Genomic DNA, 19,897 nt, shown 5'->3' with positions numbered 1-19,897 from the left:
TTGAAGGAGCTGCCAACGTGGATCCGACGAAGATGACATTAAGAAGCAGGTACCAGATCCACATGGACATCTTGTAAAACCTCGAATTCTTCAGACTCCATTCGCCCGAGCAACCCTTGTCCCGTTACCACCAACCCATGCCCCACGATCCGCACCGGATCTCCCGTCCGAATTTCTTTGGCTTCGTCCGTCCATACCAAATGGTTGGTATAAATGGTATACCCGCTCTTGGTTTCCACAACAATGGGCGTATCACGATTGGCCAAAGCAAAATCCTTCGTTGCGGTATCGAGTGTCCCTTCATCGCCATGCACGGTCACTTCGTCACCTTCCCCGCCATAGAAGATGAGGGCAACCTCGCGGAGCACTGCCCGCTTTTCTTGCTCAAATAGCCGAGCCTGCTTGGCCTGCACCTGCCATTGGACGATCTCGCCTTTTGACTGCGTAAAGGTGAACTCCAAGAGTTTGGCATCGGCTTGTTCAATCGATCCGGAAGGTACTGCCTGGCCAGTAGACACTGAGTCAGCATTTCTGAAGAGAAGAAAGCCGAGAAACGTGGCCAAGAGCACGCTCAACGCGAGGAGGGTTCGTCTCGCTACAAGTTCCCACATGCGTGAGGAATTCTCCCAACATAGATCCACGGTGATAGCTGGCACGATCGTAGCATGCACGGCTTGTCAAGTAAACGTCCTCCAGAGAACTGGAAACAAAAAGACTCCCGCGTGTTTTCACGCGGGAGTCTTCAGGTTCGAACTGAGTGTGGTTGTTTGAAACTTACGCCGACGTTCCGGTCTCGCCTGACGCAGGCTGTGCAGTACGGGCAGCCGACTTCTTCTTGGTCGTTATTTCCGGGCGGGACACTAACTCAATCGCGACCATCTCAGCGGCATCTCCAATACGGCGACGAGTTTTCACAATTCTCGTGTATCCGCCCGAACGATCCTTGAACCTTACGGCAACATCGGTGAACAGTTTGGACACGACGGCCTTGCTGCGAAGAAACCCCAATGCCCGCCGTCGAGCAGGAAGCGTCCCTTCCTTGCCAAGCGTGATCATGCGATCCGTAAACCCCCGGATCTCTTTGGCCTTCGCTCCCGTGGTCTCGATTCGCTCTTGATCCAACAACGAGGTCACCAAGTTTCTGAACAATGCCCCTCGGTGCTTGGTCTGCCGCCCAAGTTGTCGTCCTTTTTTCCTATGTCGCACGGTATTCCCCTTGGCTAGAAAGCATTACTCGGGTTTCGGACTTCCATTGTGTGGAGAAGATGCAGCCTCGATTTTAGTCCCCAACGAAAGTCCCATCTCAGTAAGAATTTCCTTAATCTCGTTGAGGGACTTCTTCCCGAAGTTTTTCGTCCGAAGCATCTCCCCTTCCGATTTTTGCACAAGATCCGCGATCGTCTTGATATTCGCGTTTTTCAGGCAATTGGCCGCGCGAACCGACAGCTCCAACTCGTTCACGCTACGGGAGAGATTCTTATTCACTTCCCGCTGAGACTCCTCATACCCCGCTTCGCTTTTTCCTTCGCTGCGCTCCTCCGGATTGATAAAGATATCCAAATGTTCGCGCAGAATGCCCGCTCCGGTAGAAAGGGCATCCCGGGGACTGATGGTGCCGTCCGTCCAGATCTCCATCGTCAGCTTGTCATAGTCCGTCATCCGCCCGACGCGCGCATTTTCGACATGGAAATTCACTCGCTTGATCGGAGAGAAGATGGAATCGATGGCGATCACCCCGATCGGCAATCCTTCTTCCTTATTGCGCTCGGCCGGCACATACCCTCGCCCATGCTTGACGGTCATTTCGATATCAAGCGTCGCATCTTTGTCGAGCGTCGCGATATGCAAATCAGGCGTCAGAATCGCCACGTCAGCGTCGTGAAGAATATCGGAGCCTTTCGCCTCTCCGGGGCCCTTCTTTTTCAACCGGATGGTCTTCGGCTTGTCGGTGTGAAGCGCTAACCGCAAACTCTTGATATTCAGAATGATCGCCGTAACATCTTCCGTCACACCCGAAATCGTCGAAAACTCGTGCACAACTCCTTCGATCTTCACCGTCGTAACCGCAGCCCCCGTAAGCGACGACAACAAAATGCGACGGAGGGCGTTACCGATCGTGGTGCCAAACCCCCGTTCAAACGCTTCCGTCGTGAACCGCCCAAATGTGGGGGAATGCGCATCCTTGTCGACTTCCACCCGCATTGGGATCTGAAAGTCTTTCATCGCTTTGATCATGACCCACCCTCCATACCATCGAGTGAGGAACACATTGACAGATGACCTGAACCAACGGAACGAAATTCAGACCGGCAACCTATCGTGAGTACAATTCCACCACCATCTGTTCGTTTACCGGCAACGCGATCTGCTCCTTAACCGGCAGGGCCCGCACAATTCCCTTGAACGCGCCTTTATCCAGTTCAAGCCAATCGGGAATCCCCCGACTATCGACGGATTCCAACGCGGCTTGGATGGCCGCCAAATCTCGACTCCGCTCACGAATCTCAATCACATCGCCTGGTTTCACCAAGGCACCGGCCACCGTAATCTTCTTGCCATTCACTGTGAAATGGCCATGACTGACCATCTGACGAGCTTGTTTCCGAGAAGCCCCAAACCCCAATCGGTACGCGACATTGTCCAATCGGCATTCGAGCAATCGCAATAAGGCATCGCCGGTGACCCCGGTCTGTCGCTCGGCACGTTCAAACACACCGCGGAATTGACACTCCTGAAGCCCATAGATTCGGCGCAGCTTCTGCTTCTCGCGCAACTGAAGGCTATAGTCTGAGGTACGCTGACGCCCCTGCCCATGTTGCCCAGGAGGATAGCTCCGGCGTTCGATGGCACACTTCTCCGTCATACAACGAGTGCCCTTGAGAAAGAGCTTCTCACCTTCTCTCCGACACAACCGACAGACTGGACCACGATACCTTGCCACTGCTGCCTCCTCGCCAAATGGCTACTAATTGCTTGGAAAACCGGTCATCTGGACCCTCTGACCCAGAGGACTCACTCCTTCTTGGGGTTAGACTCGCCGACGCTTGGGTGGCCGGCACCCATTGTGCGGAATCGGTGTCACGTCACGAATCAAGTTGATCCGCAAGCCAGCCCCCTGCAGTGAGCGAATAGCCGATTCTCGACCGGAACCCGGACCATTGACATACACATCGACCTGCCGCATCCCACTTTCCATGGCTTTTCGCGCTGCTGCCTCCCCGGCGCGTTGCGCAGCAAACGGGGTGCTCTTTCGCGATCCCTTGAACCCTTGATTGCCCGCGCTTGCCCATACCACCGTATTGCCGCTCATGTCGGTGATAGTCACGATCGTATTGTTGAACGACGCTTGAACATGCGCCACTCCGCTCTGAACGATCCGACGCTCTTTCTTCTTGCCTTTTTTCACGCTCATACAACTCCTCCGGCTGTTTCAGCAGACTAGGCGCTTGGCGCCGTTTTGGTAACCGTCGACCTCGGCTTACTACTGACGCCCGCACGTCGTCCCTTTCGTGTCCTGGCATTCGTCTTGGTCCGCTGACCGCGGACAGGCAATCCTTTGCGATGGCGTAGCCCTCGGTACGATCCAGTGTCGATCAACCGCTTGATATTGAGCGACACTTCTTTGCGAAGATCTCCTTCGACCCGATGGTCGCGCTCGATGATTTCACGTAACTTGACGATCTTGTCCTCGCTGAGATCCTTGACACGGACCGCCCCATCGATACCGGCTTCGTCGAGAATGTGTTGGGCGGACACTCGTCCGATCCCGTAGATGTACGTCAACCCGATATCGGTTCGTTTGTTCCGCGGTAAATCGACGCCAGCAATACGTGCCATGCTTCCTCCAGATATACGTGCTTGGGCACTAGCTAAGAGCCTGCTTCCTCATTCGTTGCGTCCATCATACATACACGCTCGAGATTCAGCACCTGTCGTTCGGGGCTTTCATTTATCCCTGTCGTTGCTTATGACGAGGGTTGTTGCAGAGAATCCGAACGACTCCCCGACGGCGTACGACTTTGCACTTCGCGCAAATGGGCTTCACTGATGATTTGACCTTCATATGAATTCACGGCTCCCGTTACTTAAAGCGATAGGTAATACGGCCTCTGGTCAAATCGTACGGCGACATCTCCACCGTGACCTTATCGCCAGGAAGAATGCGAATGAAATGCATCCGCATTTTCCCCGAGATATGAGCCAATATGATATGGCCGTTTTCGAGTTTCACACGAAACATGGCGTTGGGAAGCGTCTCCGCGACCGAGCCCTGAACTTCAATAATGTCTTCTTTTGCCACGTCGTTCTGTGTTCTTCCTGAAAACCTAGAGTTTCTCTATCTGACTCAAGACCTGGGGAGGTCCGGCCGGTTGTATAGCAATCGTATGCTCGAAGTGGGCAGACAGACTGCCATCCACCGTGACAGCCGTCCATCGATCCTCGAGAACACGAACAGCACTCCGGCCCATGTTCACCATCGGCTCAATCGCCAATACCATCCCTGGCTGCAATCGAGGCCCCTGTCCAGGTTTCCCATAGTTGGGAACTTGGGGTTCTTCATGCAACTGCCGACCGATCCCGTGACCGACAAACTCTGTCACGACCGAGAACCCGGCCGATTCAACATGACGCTGCACGGCATGCGAGATGTCCGTCAACCGATTGCCGACGACTGCCTGTTTGATCCCCAGATAGAGCGCCTCTTTTGTCACCCGAACTAGCTTCTCTGTCGCCTCAGGGATTCGCCCAACCGCAACCGTCACGGCAGAATCTCCATAGAATCCACCGACAATAGCACCGAGGTCCAGCCCGATAATATCTCCATCCTTAAGCTTTCGCTTCGAAGGGATACCGTGAACCACCTGTTCGTTCACGGAGGCACAGAGGGTCTTGGGATAGTTCCGATAGCCCTTGAACGCTGGAACCGCCCCTCTGGCCCGTATTTCCTCTTCGGCAATCCAATCCAGTTCTTCGGTGCTGATACCGGGATGAACCGCCTTCTTTACGATCTCCAGCGCCTCAGCTACCACCCGTGACGCCGCCGCCATCACTTCAATCTCGGCGGGCGTTTTCAGAATGATCATGCCGCCTGGTATGCCGCCAGCGTTCGTACGAGGTTTTGGTAGACGGCTTCCACCGCCTCGGCACCATTGAGATGCGACAACACGTGCTTCTGTTCATAAAAAGCGATTAATGGTGCTGTCTGCTCTTCATACACACGGAGACGCATCTCAATCGCTTCCCGCTGATCATCACTTCGCTGAACCAATATTTCTCCGCACCGATCACACGAGCTTCCGCCCCTAGGCGGCGCAAAATCTACGTGATAGGTCGTCTGGCATTTAGGACAGCTCCGTCGCCCACTCAGACGCTTGACGATTGCTTCTCGAGGAACCTGGAAATTAATCACTTGATCCAGGTGAATGCCTCGCTCCTCCAGCACCTTTGCCAGCGCTTCCGCTTGAGGAACCGTCCGTGGAAACCCATCAAGAATAAATCCATCGGTGTGAGATGGGTCAGCTAGTTTCTCCCGCACCAACCCAATGACCACGGAATCAGGAACCAGCTTTCCCTGGTCCATATGCCCTTTGGCTTCCAGCCCAAGTCGGGTCTGATTACGAACCGCCTCCCGTAGCAAATCACCCGTTGAAATCTTACGGATGCGATACTGAGCCGCGACCTTATCGGCCTGCGTCCCTTTTCCGACACCCGGAGCACCTAGAAATACAAGCCGCATACCCCTATCCGCTTCTCCCACGCAGCGGCGCCATTCCTTTGCCCAAAAATCCCTCGTAGTTACGCATCAACATATGGGATTCAATTTGCTGGGCCGTGTCGAGTCCCACCCCAATCACGATCAAAAGGGACGTTCCCCCAAAATAAAATGGGACGTTGAGTTTATAAATCAGGAATTCCGGAATGACACAGACGACGGCGAGATAGATGGCACCGGCAAACGTGATCTTCGTCAGCACATTATAGATATAGTCGGAAGTTCGTTGCCCAGGTCGGATCCCAGGGATAAACCCTCCGTACTTTTTCATGTTATCAGCCATGTCCACAGGGTTCAGGACGACCGCGGTGTAAAAGAAACAGAAAAAGACGATTAAGCCGACATACATCAATGTATAGAGCACCGATCCGGGGGCCAGCTGGGCTCCGATCGATTTCACCCATGGTGTCTCAAAGAATCCCGCAATGGTTGCAGGAAACGCAATGATCGACGAGGCAAATATGGGAGGGATGACGCCTGCCGTGTTAATCTTTAACGGAATGTGCGTGCTCTGTCCCCCATAGACCCGACGTCCAATCACCCGCTTCGCATATTGCACCGGAATCTTTCGGCGCCCGCTTTCCAAAAATACGATCGCCGCGACCACACACACCATCAAGAGAGCCAAGGCAATCAGCAAGAACGCGTTGAGCTGGCCGATCTCATACAAATTGTAGGTCTGGGCGACGGCTGCCGGCAACCGTGCGACGATACCGGCAAAAATGATCAAGGAGATTCCGTTACCGATCCCTCGTTCAGTGATCTGCTCCCCAAGCCACATCAAGAAGCCGGTGCCGGCTGTCAGCGTGATCACCGTCATGAGACGGAATCCCCAACCGGCATTGAGTACGAACGCTCCCTGATTCATTTGTTCCAACCCAATCGCGATACCGAACCCTTGAATCAAGGCGATCCCGATCGTCCCAAACCGCGTGTACTGAATGATCTTCTTGCGGCCACGTTCACCCTCTTTGGCCAACTTGGTCAAATGCGGGATAACGACCGTCAACAATTGGAGAATGATCGATGCGCTGATATAGGGCATGATGCCCAGCGCAAAGATTGTCAGGCGGGACAATGATCCGCCTGAGAAAATATCAAGGAACCCCAGTAAAGATCCGCCCTGTTTCTGCAAGAACTCGGAGAGCGCCTCACCGTTGATACCGGGAGTCGGAATATGCGACCCCACCCGATACACGACCAACATTCCGAGCGTGAACAGGACACGAGTGCGCAACTCGGGAATCTTGAAGATATTCTGAAAACTGGTGAGAAGCCGCTCAAGCACCGCCGATGACCTCGACTCGCCCTCCGGCCGCTTGGATCTTCGCTTCAGCAGATTTACTGAACTTGTGGGCCTGCACAACGAGTGGCTTTTTCAGCTCACCGTTGCCAAGAACCTTGATCGGCAGTTTTTTTCGTTTCACTAATCCAGCATCGACCATGGCTTGCGGAGTGACTGTCTCGCTCCCAGCCCACCCTTCGAAACTCTTGAGGTTCACGATGGCATATTCCACTCGGGAAGGATTCGTAAAGCCGTACTTCGGAAGGCGGCGGATCAACGGCATCTGCCCACCCTCAAAGCCAGGACGCTTCCCCCCACCGGATCGAGCTAGTAACCCTTTATGCCCTTTGGTCGCGGTCTTCCCGTGACCGGATCCAGGCCCACGCCCAATACGTTTCCGTCGCTTCTTTGCCCCGTGCGCCGGAGTCAAATCATGAAGATTCATGGCTTTCCAACCTCAAGCAGATAACCGACTTTATGAATCATTCCTCGTACCTGAGGGGTATCTGGACGCACAACGGTCTGACGCAAGCGTCGAAGCCCCAGGCCACGAAGCACGAGCCGATGGCGCTCAGGCGTTCCAATGGGACTGCGCCTCAGGGTCACTCGCACACTCTGAACCCCAGGCTCTGAACTACCTGATGCCTTTGTTGCCCCCATCAAGCCGTCACCCTTTCTTGTCCTTCGGCGACCCCCTGCCGACGGTAGCGAAGAACATCTTCCAAATTTCTCAATTGGGTCAGCCCGTCGAGTGTCGCGCGAACCGCATTGAAGGGATTGCCACGCCCTAGGGTTTTCGCGATCACATTGTGCGCGCCGACTAATTCCACGACGGCGCGAACCGCCCCTCCGGCAATAATGCCTGTTCCATCGACAGCTGGTTTCAGTAACACGTGCTCTCCCCCGAACAATCCATGGACTTCATGCGGGATGGTTCCGCCCTTCAGAGGGACATGAACGAGGTGTTTCTTGGCCTGTTCGACAGCCTTAGAGATGGCGACCGGGACTTCAGCAGCCTTTCCCTTACCAATCCCAACCCACCCGTGACCGTCACCGACGACAACGAGCGCGCAGAAGTTGAAGCGCTTTCCACCCTTCACAACTTTTGCGACACGGTTAATGAAGACCACCTTGTCTTTGAGGCTTAACTCATCGGGATTGACTCGCACGCTCTTACCCCTCAGTCCTAAGTTCGGTTACAGTTCGGGAGGAAGATCATCCATGACACCCTGCCCGCTTCTCACCTTTTCAACCTAAAATTGCAAACCCCCTTCACGTGATGCATCGGCGAGCGCCTTGATTCGACCGTGATACATACGACCACCTCGATCGAAGACCACGGCTGTGACTTTCACGGCTTTGGCGCGGTCGGCGATCAATTTCCCCACCGCCTTGGCCGCCTCAATCCCACCGGTCGACTTGAGCGATTTACGGAGCGCTTTATCGAGCGAGGACGCGGCGGCAAGGGTTGTTCCTCGAGTATCATCGATAACCTGAGCATAAATATGAACCGCGCTCCTGAAGACATTCAAGCGAGGCCGTTCAGTCGTTCCCAAAATGACTCGCCGCACCCGCCGACGGCGGCGCTCAAGCTGTCGAACTTTGTCTGCAGCATTCATCATCGATTCCTACTTCCCAGTCTTGCCTTCTTTCTTGCGCAAGACCTCACCCGCATAACGGACACCCTTTTGCTTATAGACATCCGGCGGCTTAATGGCTCGCAGATCAGCTGCGACCTGGCCGACTAATCGCTTGTCGACTCCCTTGATGTTGATGAGCGTTTGTTTGTCCACCTTCACATCGATACCTGTCGGCACCTGATAGATCACCGGATTGATATACCCCACATTGAAGCTCAACGTCCGACCTTGGATTTGGGTTTTGTACCCCACTCCGGTGATTTCGAGCGAGCGCTCGTACCCCTTCGTCACACCATGGATCATGTTGCTCAATTCCGCACGGGTCAGTCCGTGTAGCGCCCGTAACTTGCGATCGTCGCTCGAGCGACCGACGATGACCTGGCCATTGTTCACGGCAACATCAACTCCATGCACGAGCGACCAATCTAACTTACCGAGCGGACCCTTGACCGACACGGTTGATCCAGCAACTTTGACGTCCACTCCACCAGGAATGGCAATCGGTTTTTTCCCAATACGCGACATCTGTTGTATCCTTCAGTCAAGGTCTCGAGAACTTATCTGCCTACCATACCGAGCAGAGGACTTCACCCCCGAGGTGACTCTTGCGAGACTCCTGGTCCGTCATAATTCCTTTTGATGTTGAAAGGATGGACAAACCGATCCCATTACGGACCTTTTTGATGTCCTGACTGCCGACATAGACGCGGCGTCCCGGCTTACTGATGCGCTCAAGCCCCGTAATCATAGGCTGTCCCTCACCGACATATCGCAGACGGACGTTCAGAACGGGATGGCCGTCCTGCACCCCGTCCTCAATTGCGTCAACATAGCCCTCTCGCCTCAAAATCTCCAAAATCGCGCGCTTCAGCTTTGAGGTGGGAACCGTGACCATCTCAAAACGGCGTTGCGCGCCATTCCTTAAACGAACAAGAAGATCGCCGATTGGATCTGTAACCATGCTATATCCTTCTACCCTCCGTTTACAGTCACAGACGTGAACACACCACCTACCAGCTCGATTTCCGTACTCCAGGGATCTCGCCGCGTAACGTCATCATCCGAAAGCAGATGCGACACATCCGAAACCGACGCAGATACCCCCGCACCCGACCACAGACACCGCAGCGATGATATTCGCGAGTGGAAAATTTCTGTTTCGTTGCCGCCTTATTTCTCAGCGCTAATCGTGACACAAACACTCCTTCCATCCGGCCGCGACCGTCGGCTTATGCCATTCTCATACGCGGAACGGCATTCCGAGGTGCTTTAAAAGAGCTTTCCCTTCGTCGTTCGTCTTGGCCGTGGTAACGACCGTAATGTCCATACCGTGAATGGATGCAACTTCGTCGTACTTGATTTCCGGGAAGATGAGCTGCTCCTTCAACCCCAGCGTATAATTCCCGCGACCATCGAATGCCTTTGGAGAGACACCGCGGAAGTCACGGATACGAGGAAGCGCTAACGAGACCAATCGATCGAAAAACTCATACATCCGTCGGCTACGGAGCGTCACCTTAGCACCGATGGGCAACCCTTGCCTGAGCTTGAATCCGGCGATGGCCTTTTTGGCCTTCGTGACCACCGGCTTTTGCCCCGTGATCATCCCCAATTCAGTCACCGCACTCTCCAAGAGCTTGACATTCTGAATCGCCTCACCCATGCCCACATTCAGGACCACGCGTTCGAGCTTGGGAACCTGCATCACATTCTTGTAGCCGAACTCCTTCATGAGTGCCGGTATCACCTGTTGCTCATACCTGTCACGAAGTCTCGGCCGAAACTTGGACTCCTCGCTCCCCTGGTCCAGTTGCTGCGCCGGACTTTCCTTCTTTGAGGACTTTCGTTCAGATGGTTTGCTGGGTCGGTTTTTCGATTCCTTTGCCATTCCCTAACCTATTCCACGGTCTCGTTTGATTTTTTGCTGAAGCGCACGCGTCGCCCATCCTCTGATATGCGAACCCCGAGCCGAGTGGGCTTTTGCGTGACTGGGCAGAGAAACATCACATTGGAAATCTGAAGTGGCGCTTCTCGCTCCAATATGCCCCCCTGCTTGACCTTCTGATTCGGTTTTGTATGTCGTTTGACAATATTCAGCTTTTCGACGACGACCTTGCCGGCACCGCGATCCACTGACAAAACTTTCCCGGTCTTGCCTCGTTCACGGCCGGAAACCACGACAACCGTATCCCCTTTTCGAATTCTGCTGTTTCGGAGTACTTCCACAACGCCCCTCGTTCGTTCTGCCCCTACAAGACTTCAGGTGCCAAAGAAATGATCTTCATGAATTTCTTCCAGCGGAGTTCGCGAGCAACGGGACCGAAGATACGCGTCCCAATCGGTTCTCCCTCTTTATTGATCAAGACGCACGCGTTTCGATCGAACTTGATGTAAGATCCATCCTCGCGTCGAACTTCTTTCGTCGTTCTGACGATGACCGCTCGGCTCACATCCCCCTTCTTCACACTCGCTTGAGGGATAGCCTCCTTAACAGCCACCACCACGACATCGCCCAGCGATGCGTAGCGCCGTCTGGTCCCCCCAAAGACATGAAAACACATGGCCTGCTTCGCGCCGGAGTTATCGGCCACATCCATATACGTATAGTTCTGAATCATCGATATGTTCCTACGAGCATCGAAAGCTGATGAGCTGGAGAATGACCTCGGCTACTTTTCAGGCTGTCCTTTTTCCATGACCTGGACGACGCGCCAATTCTTTTCTTTACTCAGAGGTCTGGTCTGAACGAGCTTGACCCGGTCTCCCACTTTACACATCCCACTTTCATCATGAGCCTTTAATCTCGTCACCCGCCTAAGAACCTTCTTGTAGACCGGATGAACGACTGACCGTGAAACGACGACGACGACGGTCTTTTGCATTTTGTTACTGACGACATCGCCATACCAATGACGTCGCTTTGCCACCTCAGACATAATGTCCTTTACCTTTTAGGTCCTTTTGTTCGACCCTTCACCTGCTGGAGAACGGTCTTCACCCGCGCAATATCTCGCTTCGTTTTCCGAATCTGCATAGGGTTTTCGAGACGCCCGGTGCCGAACTGGAAGCGCAGATTGAACAGCTCTTGCACAAGCTGCTTCTCTTTCTCCGCAAGTTCATCCACCGCCATACCACTCAATTCTTTGACGTCCAACGCCATATGCCCGCTCCTCTTTCCACCGGCAAGAACTTATCCAAATTCACCGCGAACAACCAACTTCGTTGCAATAGGCAATTTGTGAGACGCCAGCCGAAACGCCTCTCGAGCGGTTTCCGGTGTCACTCCGTCCATCTCATAGAGAATCCTGCCCGGCTTTACGACGGCAACCCAGTATTCAGGGTTCCCTTTTCCTTTGCCCATTCGAGTCTCGGCCGGCTTTTTCGTAATCGGTTTATCCGGGAAAATACGCGTCCACACCTGGCCACCTCGCTTCACATAGCGAGTAATCGCAATACGAGCAGCCTCAATTTGTCGGCTGGTGACCCATCCCGGCTCCAATGCCTTAAGACCGAACTCTCCCAGCGTAATCTGTCCACCACGATAGGCCTTCCCGGTCATCCGGCCTTTTTGCATCTTTCTGAATTTGACTTTCTTAGGCGCTAACACAGTTCGATCTCCTCACCCAAACCGTCGCTCTAAGGACTCCGCTTTCATAGGCTGAACCGGAAGAAGTTCTCCTTTGTAAATCCAGGTCTTCACCCCGATCTGCCCCATGGTCGTGTGCGCTTCAGCAAAACCATAATCTATTTCTGCGCGGAGAGTATGCAACGGCACACGCCCTTCTCGATACCACTCCGTCCGCGCGATTTCCGCACCGCCCAACCGCCCCGCCACCATGATCTTGATACCCTGAGCGCCAAGTCTTAGAGCAGATTGGACACTACGCTTCATAGCTCGACGAAACGCAACCCGCTTCTCAAGCTGTGTGGCGACATTTTCACTGACAAGCTGGGCATCAAGCTCGGGCTTTTTGATTTCCTTGACCGTAATGTAAACCTGCCCCCCGTACTGTTTTTCCAGATCGGCCTTCAACTTATCGACTTCGGCTCCCTTACGGCCAATGATGATACCGGGCCGAGCCGTATGAATGATGACTCTGGTCTGATCTCCGGACCGTTCAATTTCAACCTTTGCCACCCCGGCATGATACAGCCGGGCCTTGACCATTTTGCGAATCTTGACGTCCTGATGGAGCAGCTTGGCATAATCTTTCCCTGCGTACCAACGAGAGCTCCACGTATAGTTGTAGCCCAGGCGATAACCGATTGGATGTGTTTTTTGACCCATGCGTTGTATGCCTCAATAAAGGAAGATCGACCTACTTCTTGTTACCCCGAATTTCCGGCGCCGTCACCACGACGGTAATATGACTGGTACGCTTCTGAATCGCATTGGCTCGCCCCATCGAGCGAGCACGCACACGCTTGTACGTTGGGCCGCAATCGACAAAGGCTTTGGAGATCACCATGGATTCACTGTCGCCCATTTCCTTCAGTTCGGCATTTGCCACAGCGGAACGGACGAGTTTTTCCACCACTCGCGCCGCATGCCGGGGAGTGTGCTTGAGGATGGCTAACGCCATCGGCACCTGCCTCCCGCGAATCATATCGATCACCGGTTTGGCTTTACGCGGCGCCACGCGAACAAACCTGAGAACTGCATGTGCTTCAGTCATCTTCACAACCCTATTACCGGTCAACTCTCCGTGAGCAACAAACTACGCTTTGCACCAGATTTGACGGCGAACCACGACCGTCTGTCCTTCACTTCAGGGCGACAGCTTTTTCTGTCTTGGCTTGTCCATGCCCTTTGAAAAACCGAGTCGGAGCGAACTCGCCAAGTTTATGACCAACCATATTCTCAGTCACAAACACTGGGATGAATTTCTTCCCGTTATGAACTGCGAAGGTATGGCCGATCATGTCGGGGACAACCGTCGATCGCCGAGACCATGTCTTGATCAACTTGCGATCCTTCGTCTGATTCATCTGCTCAACTTTCTTGAGAAGATGGCCGTCGACAAAAGCCCCCTTGCTTACCGATCTAGGCATTGCGCACCCCTGACTTACGTCGAGCAATAATGAACTTGTCTGTCTTCTTATTCTGCCTGGTCTTATAGCCTTTCGTCGGAAGGCCCCATGGAGAGACGGGGTGCGGGTTTCCTTGCCCTGATTTTCCTTCCCCACCTCCGTGAGGATGGTCGACAGGATTCATCACCACCCCTCGCACGTGCGGCCGCTTCCCCTTCCACCGACTTCGCCCCGCCTTCCCAACGCTGACGTTTTCATGATCGACGTTGCCAACTTGCCCAACCGTCGCCATACAGACGCCCAAGATGCGCCGCATCTCTCCGGACTTCAGTCGTACCTGCACATAGTCACCATCACGCCCCATGACTTGCGCAGACCCACCCGCACTTCGGATCAACTGCCCCCCTTTGCCGACCTTTAGCTCAAGATTATGAATGGTCGTGCCGAGCGGCATATTGACCAACGGGAGCGCATTGCCCGGTCGAATCTCCGCCTGAGGTCCCGATTGGACTTCATCATTCACGCTCAGTCCGACCGGAGCCAAAATATACCGCCTCTCTCCATCTCGATATTTCAAGAGGGCGATCCTTGCAGATCGATTCGGATCGTATTCAATGGCTTCAACCTTTGCCGGAATCCCGATTTTGTCACGATGAAAATCAATCGTCCGATACAGACGCTTATGTCCACCCCCGCGAAAACGGATGGTCATCCGACCATCGTTGTTCCGCCCACCACTCCGCACATGAAAAGAAGTCAACGACTTTTCCGGCTTCTTATTGGTCAGCTCCTCGGTCACCACAGCCGTCATGCCGCGACGGCCTGGAGACGTTGGACGATATACCTTTAACCCCATGTGCTGCTCCTACCTTCCAGACCTCAACAAGTAGAGACGATGCCCTCGTCTACTTAAGCGCTTTCGTACATCTCCAGCTTCTCACCCTCTTTGAGCGTGACGAACGCCTTCTTCCAATCAGAACGTCTGCCTGAAAACCGACCGAGGCGCTTAACCTTTCCACGGACATTCATAAGGTTGACCTTGTCGACCTTAACCTTGAGGAGCGCCTCTACCGCTTGCTTGACCTGAACGCGATTCGCATCAGGATGAACCACGAAACCCACCGTATTGGACTTTTCGCGAAGCCCCGTAATTTTCTCCGTCAAGAGCGGCTGAATCAAAATTCTGTGCATGTCGATCTTCATGACCAGACCTCGCTCACGGGGCCAAGCTCCTGCTCAGAGATCAGGATCACTCCCGCACGAACAACGTCGTACACATTCAACTCATTCGCGCTGAGCACCTTAACAGCGGCCAAATTTCCGGCAGCCTGCACGATTTCCGGGTGCCCCTTCCCCACAATGACCAGCGCGTGATCACCCCCACTAAATTGCTTCAACGCTTGAGCCAGCACCTTGGTTCTGGGCTGTTGCAGAGAAAGATCCGACACGACAAACAACTTGTTCTCCACCACTTTGGCGGACAACGCGCTCTGAAGCGCAGCGCGGTACTTTTTCTTCGGCATCGAATAGGCGTAACTTCTCGGCTTCGGTCCAAACACACTACCCCCATGACGCCAGACCGGAGAACGAAGCGATCCAGCCCGTGCGCGTCCGGTATGCTTTTGCTTCCACGGCTTTTTCCCAGACCCGCTTACTTCACCTCGGCGCAAGGTGGACGCGGTCCCCCTGCGCTCACAGGCTCGTTGCATGATGACCGCTTCATGCACCAGCGCAACACGCGGTTCACAGCCGAACACTTGCGGCGACAGCTCGACCGTTCCCACCTTTTTTCTTTGCAGATCGACCAAATCGATAGTAGGCATACTAGCTCTTCTTGGACTTCCTCACGACCACGATCCCATTGGTGGCACCGGGAACCGCGCCGCGGACAAATAGGAGATTTTCATTAGATCGCGACTCGATGACCTTCAATCGATGAACCGTGACTCGCTCCGACCCCATATGACCTGGCAGCGTCTTCCCCTTCCACACGCGAGAAGGAAATGAACTTGCGCCGATAGAACCAGGAGCCCGATGAAACATGGATCCGTGGGACTCAGGCCCACCCGCATAGTGATGTCGCTTGACGACACCCTGAAACCCCTTGCCTTTCGATATGCCGATCACGTCGACCCAATCACCCTTCTTAAACATTTCGACCGTGACCAATTGGCCGACCGTCGGGTCGCCGTCCTTTTTAAACTCACGCAAGATACGGCTGGGCGAGGCTTGATTTTTCTTCAGATGGCCAAGCTCCGGCTTGGAGAGCTTGCGCTCTTTGACTTCACCGAAAGAAAGCTGAACTGCTTCGTACTGATCCCGTTCCTTCGTCTTGACGGTCACCACTCGACATGGACCCGCCTCGATCACCGTTACCGGCGTCAAACGACTCTCATCGAAAACCTGTGTCATCCCTAGCTTTTTCCCGATCAGTCCGTTCGTCATAATCATCCAATACTGAGCATGATGTCCTGAGTGCAGAGCCCTACCACTCAGGGCCTAGCACTCGAGGTTCATAACTTGATCTCTACATCCACTCCCGCAGCGAGATTAAGCTTCATCAGCGAATCCATCGTCTCGGGCGTGGGCTCCATAATATCGAGCAATCGCTTGTGTGTGCGCATTTCAAACTGCTCGCGAGACTTCTTGTCGGCATGCGTCGATCGCTGAACCGTAATCTTCTCAATCCGTGTGGGAAGCGGGATCGGACCGACCACCTTGGCTCCACTGCGTCGAACGGTTTCGACAATTTCGCTGACCGATTGATCCAGCACACGGTAGTCAAATCCTCGCAACCTGATTCTGATCCGCTGATCAACTTTCACTTCATTACTCCTCAGCTACCAACCGGCAGCCGTCCGTTTTACGCCAGAATTTCCGTGACGACCCCGGAGCCGACGGTCTTGCCCCCCTCGCGCACGGCAAACCGTAACCCCTGATCCATCGCGATCGGGCTGATCAACTCCCCCGTCACACTCACGTTGTCCCCCGGCATCACCATCTCGACCCCCGGATTGAGCTGCACCACCCCGGTCACATCCGTCGTCCGGAAGTAGAACTGCGGCCGATACCCGTTGAAGAACGGGGTATGCCGACCCCCCTCTTCCTTGGTCAACACATAGATTTCCGCCTTGAACTTCGTATGCGGCGTAATGCTCTTGGGCTTCGAGAGCACCATGCCCCGCTCCACGTCTTCTTTCTTGGTCCCCCGCAAGAGCACCCCAATGTTGTCCCCCGCCTGCCCTTCGTCGAGCACTTTGCGGAACATCTCGACGCCCGTCACGATGGTGCTCTGCGTCGGCCGCAACCCCACGATCTCGATTTCATCCCCGACCTTCACGATGCCCCGTTCACACCGCCCCGTCACGACGGTGCCCCGGCCGCTGATGGTGAACACGTCTTCGATCGGCATCAGGAACGGCTTGTCAATGGGCCGCTGCGGCGTGGGAATATAGGTATCGACCGCCTCTAACAGCTTCATGATGGCCGGAATCCCCAACGGCCCCTGGTTGCCTTCCATGGCTTGCAGGGCACTGCCTTGGACGATCGGGGTCTTGTCCCCTGGGAACCCATACTTGGAGAGCAGCTCCCGCACTTCCAACTCGACCAACTCCAACAGCTCTTTGTCGTCGACTTTGTCGGCCTTGTTCAAAAACACAACGATGTACGGCACCCCCACCTGCCGCGCCAATAAGATGTGCTCCCGGGTCTGCGGCATGGGGCCGTCTGCGGCGCTCACGACCAGGATCGCCCCGTCCATCTGGGCCGCTCCGGTGATCATGTTCTTCACGTAGTCGGCGTGGCCCGGACAGTCCACGTGCGCATAGTGCCGAGCATCGGTCTCGTACTCGACGTGGCTGATGGCAATGGTCATGATTTTGGTCGCGTCCCGTCGCCCTTGGCTCTCGCTCGCCTTCGCCACTTCGTCGTAACTGATGAATTTCGCCATCCCCCGATCCGCGCACACTTTCGTCAACGCCGCCGTCAACGTCGTCTTCCCGTGGTCCACGTGCCCGATCGTCCCAATGTTCACGTGCGGCTTCTTCCGCTCGTATTTCGCCTTCGCCATACCCCACTCCTCCCCTGATTCACCACCCGCTATTTCTTGATGATGGCTTCCGCAATATTCTTCGGCACCTGATCGTACCGATCAAACTCCATACTGTAGGTTGCGCGGCCTTGCGTTCGAGATCGCAAGTCAGTCGCGTAACCGAACATCTCCATCAAAGGCACGGCAGCTTCAATCGCTTGGGCGCCAGCTCGAACCTTCATACCCTGCACCTTGCCCCTCCGCCCGTTGAGATTGCCGATGACATCGCCCATGAACTCCTGAGGAACCAAGACCTCAACCTTCATAATCGGTTCGAGCAAGACAGGATCAGCTTTTTTACAGGCATCAGCAAAGCCCATCGATCCGGCGATCTTGAACGCCATTTCATTTGAATCGACGTCATGGTATGACCCGTCAATGACGGTCACTTTGACGTCTCGAAGAGGATAACCCGCAACGACCCCTGTCTCCATCCGTTCCTTCACACCTTTTTCAATGGCGGGGATATATTCTTTAGGAATCGCTCCTCCCACAACCTTGTTGACGAACTCTAACCCCTTACCCGGATCCGACGGTTCGACCGTCAACACGACATGACCATATTGCCCACGGCCACCGGTCTGCTTAATGTATTTGGATTCAGCCTCAGCTTTCCGTCGAATCGTTTCCCTGAACGCCACCTCAGGCTTTCCGACGTTTGCTTCAACTTTGAATTCACGCAACATTCGGTCGACGATAATCTCGAGATGCAACTCCCCCATTCCGGCAATGATCGTTTGTGCCGTTTCTTCATCCGTCCGTACGCGGAAGGAGGGGTCTTCCTGCGACAATTTCTGGAGCGCAAAACCCATCTTCTCCTGATCCTGTTTGGTCTTCGGTTCAATCGCCATTGCAATGACCGGTTCAGGAAATTTCATCACCTCAAGCAACACCGGCTGCTTCTCATCAGCCAACGTATCTCCAGTGGTGGCTCCTTTAAGCCCTACCGCTGCGACGATATCCCCCGCGTGGACTTCGTCGATATCTTCCCGCTTATTGGCATGCATCTTCAGGAGACGCCCGATCCGATCCTTAGTCCCCTTTGTGACATTCAGTACCGGCGTACCCGTCTTGAGCATCCCGGAATAGACACGAAAATAGGTCAACTGACCCGCAAACGGATCAGACATGATCTTGAACGCCAAGGCTGCAAAGGGCTCACCGTCATCAGATTTCCGCTCTACTTCCTTGCCGGTGTTCGGCTCTATTCCCATAACAGGAGGAATATCGAGCGGCGATGGCAAATAGTCGACGACACCATCGAGGAGCTGCTGGACGCCTTTGTTTTTGAAGGCCGATCCACAGAGCACGGGGGTAATTTTCATCGAAATGGCCCCGGCTCGGATCGCACGCATGACTTCTTCTTCCGTCAACGAATGACCATTCAGATATTTTTCCATCACCTGGTCATCGAATTCTGCGACTGCGTCGATCATCTTCTCGCGGTACTCTTTGGCCTGAGCAAGGAGTTCTTGAGGAATCTCATCGACCTTGTACTTCGCACCCAAGGTCTCATCGTCGTAGAAGTACCCCTTCATCCTGACTAGATCGATGGATCCTCGAAACTCCGCCTCACGGCCGATCGGGATTTGAATCGGAACCGGTTTTGCCCCCAGACGGTCGATAATAGATTGGACACTGCCGTAAAAATCTGCCCCCACCCGATCCATCTTATTCATGAAGGCAATGCGGGGTACGTGATACTTATCCGCCTGACGCCATACCGTCTCAGACTGCGGCTCAACTCCCTGCACCGAATCGAATGCCGCTACGGCGCCGTCAAGCACCCGCAGTGAACGCTCCACTTCAATCGTAAAATCCACGTGTCCCGGAGTATCGATGATATTGATGCGATGGTCACGCCAGAAACAGGTGGTAGCAGCAGCGGTAATGGTGATACCACGCTCTCGTTCCTGCTCCATCCAATCCATGGTTGCGGCGCCTTCGTGGACCTCGCCCATTTTATGCGTCATGCCCGTATAGTAGAGGATCCGCTCAGTGGTCGTAGTCTTCCCTGCATCAATATGAGCCATGATGCCGATATTTCTCGTACGCTCTAATGATGTCTGACGAGCCAC

At 54.3% G+C, this 19,897-nt stretch carries 34 protein-coding genes; all 34 read right to left on the bottom strand.

Translation table 11 applies throughout. The annotated features are described in order from the left end of the window. Nucleotides 1-38: 38 nt before the first annotated feature. Nucleotides 39-611 (bottom strand): LPS export ABC transporter periplasmic protein LptC, encoded by a 573-nt coding sequence (gene lptC, locus H8K03_15640; GenBank protein UVT19221.1) that lies wholly within the window; start codon nt 609-611, stop codon nt 39-41. 163 nt (nt 612-774) lie between these two features. After that, nucleotides 775-1,206: a 50S ribosomal protein L17 gene (rplQ, locus tag H8K03_15635; GenBank protein ID UVT19220.1), complete on the bottom strand. Its 432-nt coding sequence runs from the start codon at nt 1,204-1,206 to the stop codon at nt 775-777. A 24-nt stretch (nt 1,207-1,230) separates the two neighbouring features. Then, on the bottom strand, nt 1,231-2,235 hold the full coding sequence (locus H8K03_15630; protein ID UVT19219.1) for a DNA-directed RNA polymerase subunit alpha: 1,005 nt from the start codon (nt 2,233-2,235) through the stop codon (nt 1,231-1,233). Between the two features lie 79 nt (nt 2,236-2,314). Continuing rightward, nucleotides 2,315-2,941, bottom strand: coding sequence for a 30S ribosomal protein S4 (gene rpsD, locus H8K03_15625; GenBank protein ID UVT19218.1), 627 nt, complete (start codon nt 2,939-2,941; stop codon nt 2,315-2,317). An 87-nt stretch (nt 2,942-3,028) separates the two neighbouring features. Beyond that, the gene (gene rpsK / locus H8K03_15620; GenBank protein ID UVT19217.1) at nt 3,029-3,412 is read right to left on the bottom strand and encodes a 30S ribosomal protein S11; all 384 of its coding nucleotides are present in this window, start codon (nt 3,410-3,412) and stop codon (nt 3,029-3,031) included. A 26-nt stretch (nt 3,413-3,438) separates the two neighbouring features. Then, nucleotides 3,439-3,837: a 30S ribosomal protein S13 gene (gene rpsM / locus H8K03_15615; protein UVT19216.1), complete on the bottom strand. Its 399-nt coding sequence runs from the start codon at nt 3,835-3,837 to the stop codon at nt 3,439-3,441. A 112-nt stretch (nt 3,838-3,949) separates the two neighbouring features. Further along, nucleotides 3,950-4,063 carry a 50S ribosomal protein L36 gene (gene rpmJ / locus H8K03_15610; protein ID UVT19215.1) on the bottom strand — a complete coding sequence of 38 codons (114 nt, stop codon included), beginning with the start codon at nt 4,061-4,063 and terminating at the stop codon, nt 3,950-3,952. Between the two features lie 18 nt (nt 4,064-4,081). Continuing rightward, the gene (infA, locus tag H8K03_15605; GenBank protein ID UVT19214.1) at nt 4,082-4,300 is read right to left on the bottom strand and encodes a translation initiation factor IF-1; all 219 of its coding nucleotides are present in this window, start codon (nt 4,298-4,300) and stop codon (nt 4,082-4,084) included. Nucleotides 4,301-4,325: 25 nt separating this feature from the next. Continuing rightward, nucleotides 4,326-5,084: a type I methionyl aminopeptidase gene (map, locus tag H8K03_15600; GenBank protein UVT19213.1), complete on the bottom strand. Its 759-nt coding sequence runs from the start codon at nt 5,082-5,084 to the stop codon at nt 4,326-4,328. After that, entirely contained in the window at nt 5,081-5,737 is a 657-nt protein-coding gene (locus tag H8K03_15595) for an adenylate kinase (GenBank protein UVT19212.1), read from the bottom strand. The genes map and H8K03_15595 overlap by 4 nt, the downstream gene beginning before the upstream one ends. 4 nt (nt 5,738-5,741) lie before the next feature. After that, nucleotides 5,742-7,061, bottom strand: coding sequence for a preprotein translocase subunit SecY (secY, locus tag H8K03_15590; GenBank protein UVT19211.1), 1,320 nt, complete (start codon nt 7,059-7,061; stop codon nt 5,742-5,744). Beyond that, nucleotides 7,054-7,503, bottom strand: a complete 450-nt coding sequence (gene rplO, locus H8K03_15585) for a 50S ribosomal protein L15 (protein ID UVT19210.1) — start codon at nt 7,501-7,503, stop codon at nt 7,054-7,056. Before rplO ends, secY begins: the two co-directional genes overlap by 8 nt. Then, nucleotides 7,500-7,718: a 50S ribosomal protein L30 gene (rpmD, locus tag H8K03_15580; protein UVT19209.1), complete on the bottom strand. Its 219-nt coding sequence runs from the start codon at nt 7,716-7,718 to the stop codon at nt 7,500-7,502. The genes rplO and rpmD overlap by 4 nt, the downstream gene beginning before the upstream one ends. After that, on the bottom strand, nt 7,718-8,227 hold the full coding sequence (gene rpsE, locus H8K03_15575; GenBank protein ID UVT19208.1) for a 30S ribosomal protein S5: 510 nt from the start codon (nt 8,225-8,227) through the stop codon (nt 7,718-7,720). The genes rpmD and rpsE overlap by 1 nt, the downstream gene beginning before the upstream one ends. A gap of 84 nt (nt 8,228-8,311) precedes the next feature. Continuing rightward, on the bottom strand, nt 8,312-8,680 hold the full coding sequence (locus tag H8K03_15570) for a 50S ribosomal protein L18 (GenBank protein UVT19207.1): 369 nt from the start codon (nt 8,678-8,680) through the stop codon (nt 8,312-8,314). A gap of 6 nt (nt 8,681-8,686) precedes the next feature. Continuing rightward, nucleotides 8,687-9,223, bottom strand: coding sequence for a 50S ribosomal protein L6 (gene rplF, locus H8K03_15565; GenBank protein ID UVT19206.1), 537 nt, complete (start codon nt 9,221-9,223; stop codon nt 8,687-8,689). 40 nt (nt 9,224-9,263) lie between these two features. Then, on the bottom strand, nt 9,264-9,659 hold the full coding sequence (gene rpsH, locus H8K03_15560; GenBank protein ID UVT19205.1) for a 30S ribosomal protein S8: 396 nt from the start codon (nt 9,657-9,659) through the stop codon (nt 9,264-9,266). Between the two features lie 49 nt (nt 9,660-9,708). Next, nucleotides 9,709-9,894 carry a type Z 30S ribosomal protein S14 gene (locus H8K03_15555; GenBank protein ID UVT19204.1) on the bottom strand — a complete coding sequence of 62 codons (186 nt, stop codon included), beginning with the start codon at nt 9,892-9,894 and terminating at the stop codon, nt 9,709-9,711. 44 nt (nt 9,895-9,938) lie between these two features. Then, complete coding sequence (gene rplE / locus H8K03_15550; protein ID UVT19203.1) at nt 9,939-10,586, bottom strand: 50S ribosomal protein L5; 648 nt, start codon at nt 10,584-10,586, stop codon at nt 9,939-9,941. An 8-nt stretch (nt 10,587-10,594) separates the two neighbouring features. Further along, nucleotides 10,595-10,924: a 50S ribosomal protein L24 gene (locus H8K03_15545; GenBank protein UVT19202.1), complete on the bottom strand. Its 330-nt coding sequence runs from the start codon at nt 10,922-10,924 to the stop codon at nt 10,595-10,597. A gap of 23 nt (nt 10,925-10,947) precedes the next feature. After that, nucleotides 10,948-11,316: a 50S ribosomal protein L14 gene (rplN, locus tag H8K03_15540; GenBank protein ID UVT19201.1), complete on the bottom strand. Its 369-nt coding sequence runs from the start codon at nt 11,314-11,316 to the stop codon at nt 10,948-10,950. Between the two features lie 51 nt (nt 11,317-11,367). Continuing rightward, complete coding sequence (gene rpsQ, locus H8K03_15535; protein UVT19200.1) at nt 11,368-11,634, bottom strand: 30S ribosomal protein S17; 267 nt, start codon at nt 11,632-11,634, stop codon at nt 11,368-11,370. An 8-nt stretch (nt 11,635-11,642) separates the two neighbouring features. After that, nucleotides 11,643-11,858 carry a 50S ribosomal protein L29 gene (rpmC, locus tag H8K03_15530; GenBank protein UVT19199.1) on the bottom strand — a complete coding sequence of 72 codons (216 nt, stop codon included), beginning with the start codon at nt 11,856-11,858 and terminating at the stop codon, nt 11,643-11,645. A 30-nt stretch (nt 11,859-11,888) separates the two neighbouring features. After that, nucleotides 11,889-12,305 (bottom strand): 50S ribosomal protein L16, encoded by a 417-nt coding sequence (gene rplP, locus H8K03_15525; GenBank protein UVT19198.1) that lies wholly within the window; start codon nt 12,303-12,305, stop codon nt 11,889-11,891. Between the two features lie 12 nt (nt 12,306-12,317). After that, on the bottom strand, nt 12,318-12,986 hold the full coding sequence (gene rpsC, locus H8K03_15520; GenBank protein ID UVT19197.1) for a 30S ribosomal protein S3: 669 nt from the start codon (nt 12,984-12,986) through the stop codon (nt 12,318-12,320). A 31-nt stretch (nt 12,987-13,017) separates the two neighbouring features. Continuing rightward, nucleotides 13,018-13,374, bottom strand: coding sequence for a 50S ribosomal protein L22 (gene rplV / locus H8K03_15515; GenBank protein ID UVT19196.1), 357 nt, complete (start codon nt 13,372-13,374; stop codon nt 13,018-13,020). Between the two features lie 88 nt (nt 13,375-13,462). After that, a complete protein-coding gene (gene rpsS / locus H8K03_15510) occupies nt 13,463-13,750 on the bottom strand; it encodes a 30S ribosomal protein S19 (GenBank protein ID UVT19195.1) in 288 nt (95 codons plus the stop codon). Beyond that, nucleotides 13,743-14,585, bottom strand: coding sequence for a 50S ribosomal protein L2 (gene rplB / locus H8K03_15505; protein ID UVT19194.1), 843 nt, complete (start codon nt 14,583-14,585; stop codon nt 13,743-13,745). Before rplB ends, rpsS begins: the two co-directional genes overlap by 8 nt. A 53-nt stretch (nt 14,586-14,638) precedes the next feature. Continuing rightward, a complete protein-coding gene (locus tag H8K03_15500) occupies nt 14,639-14,926 on the bottom strand; it encodes a 50S ribosomal protein L23 (protein ID UVT22504.1) in 288 nt (95 codons plus the stop codon). A gap of 2 nt (nt 14,927-14,928) precedes the next feature. Continuing rightward, complete coding sequence (gene rplD / locus H8K03_15495; protein ID UVT19193.1) at nt 14,929-15,552, bottom strand: 50S ribosomal protein L4; 624 nt, start codon at nt 15,550-15,552, stop codon at nt 14,929-14,931. Between the two features lies 1 nt (nt 15,553). Next, nucleotides 15,554-16,174: a 50S ribosomal protein L3 gene (gene rplC / locus H8K03_15490; protein ID UVT19192.1), complete on the bottom strand. Its 621-nt coding sequence runs from the start codon at nt 16,172-16,174 to the stop codon at nt 15,554-15,556. Nucleotides 16,175-16,242: 68 nt separating this feature from the next. Beyond that, nucleotides 16,243-16,554, bottom strand: a complete 312-nt coding sequence (gene rpsJ, locus H8K03_15485) for a 30S ribosomal protein S10 (GenBank protein ID UVT19191.1) — start codon at nt 16,552-16,554, stop codon at nt 16,243-16,245. Nucleotides 16,555-16,592: 38 nt separating this feature from the next. Then, nucleotides 16,593-17,798 (bottom strand): elongation factor Tu, encoded by a 1,206-nt coding sequence (gene tuf / locus H8K03_15480; protein UVT19190.1) that lies wholly within the window; start codon nt 17,796-17,798, stop codon nt 16,593-16,595. Nucleotides 17,799-17,827: 29 nt separating this feature from the next. Then, nucleotides 17,828-19,897 (bottom strand): elongation factor G, encoded by a 2,070-nt coding sequence (gene fusA / locus H8K03_15475; GenBank protein ID UVT19189.1) that lies wholly within the window; start codon nt 19,895-19,897, stop codon nt 17,828-17,830.

Origin of the sequence: Nitrospira sp., from assembly GCA_024760545.1 — a bacterium.
Classification (GTDB): Bacteria; Nitrospirota; Nitrospiria; order Nitrospirales; family Nitrospiraceae; genus Nitrospira_D.
Note: the sequence above shows the minus strand (reverse complement) of the source record. Positions and strands in the feature narration are given on the sequence as shown.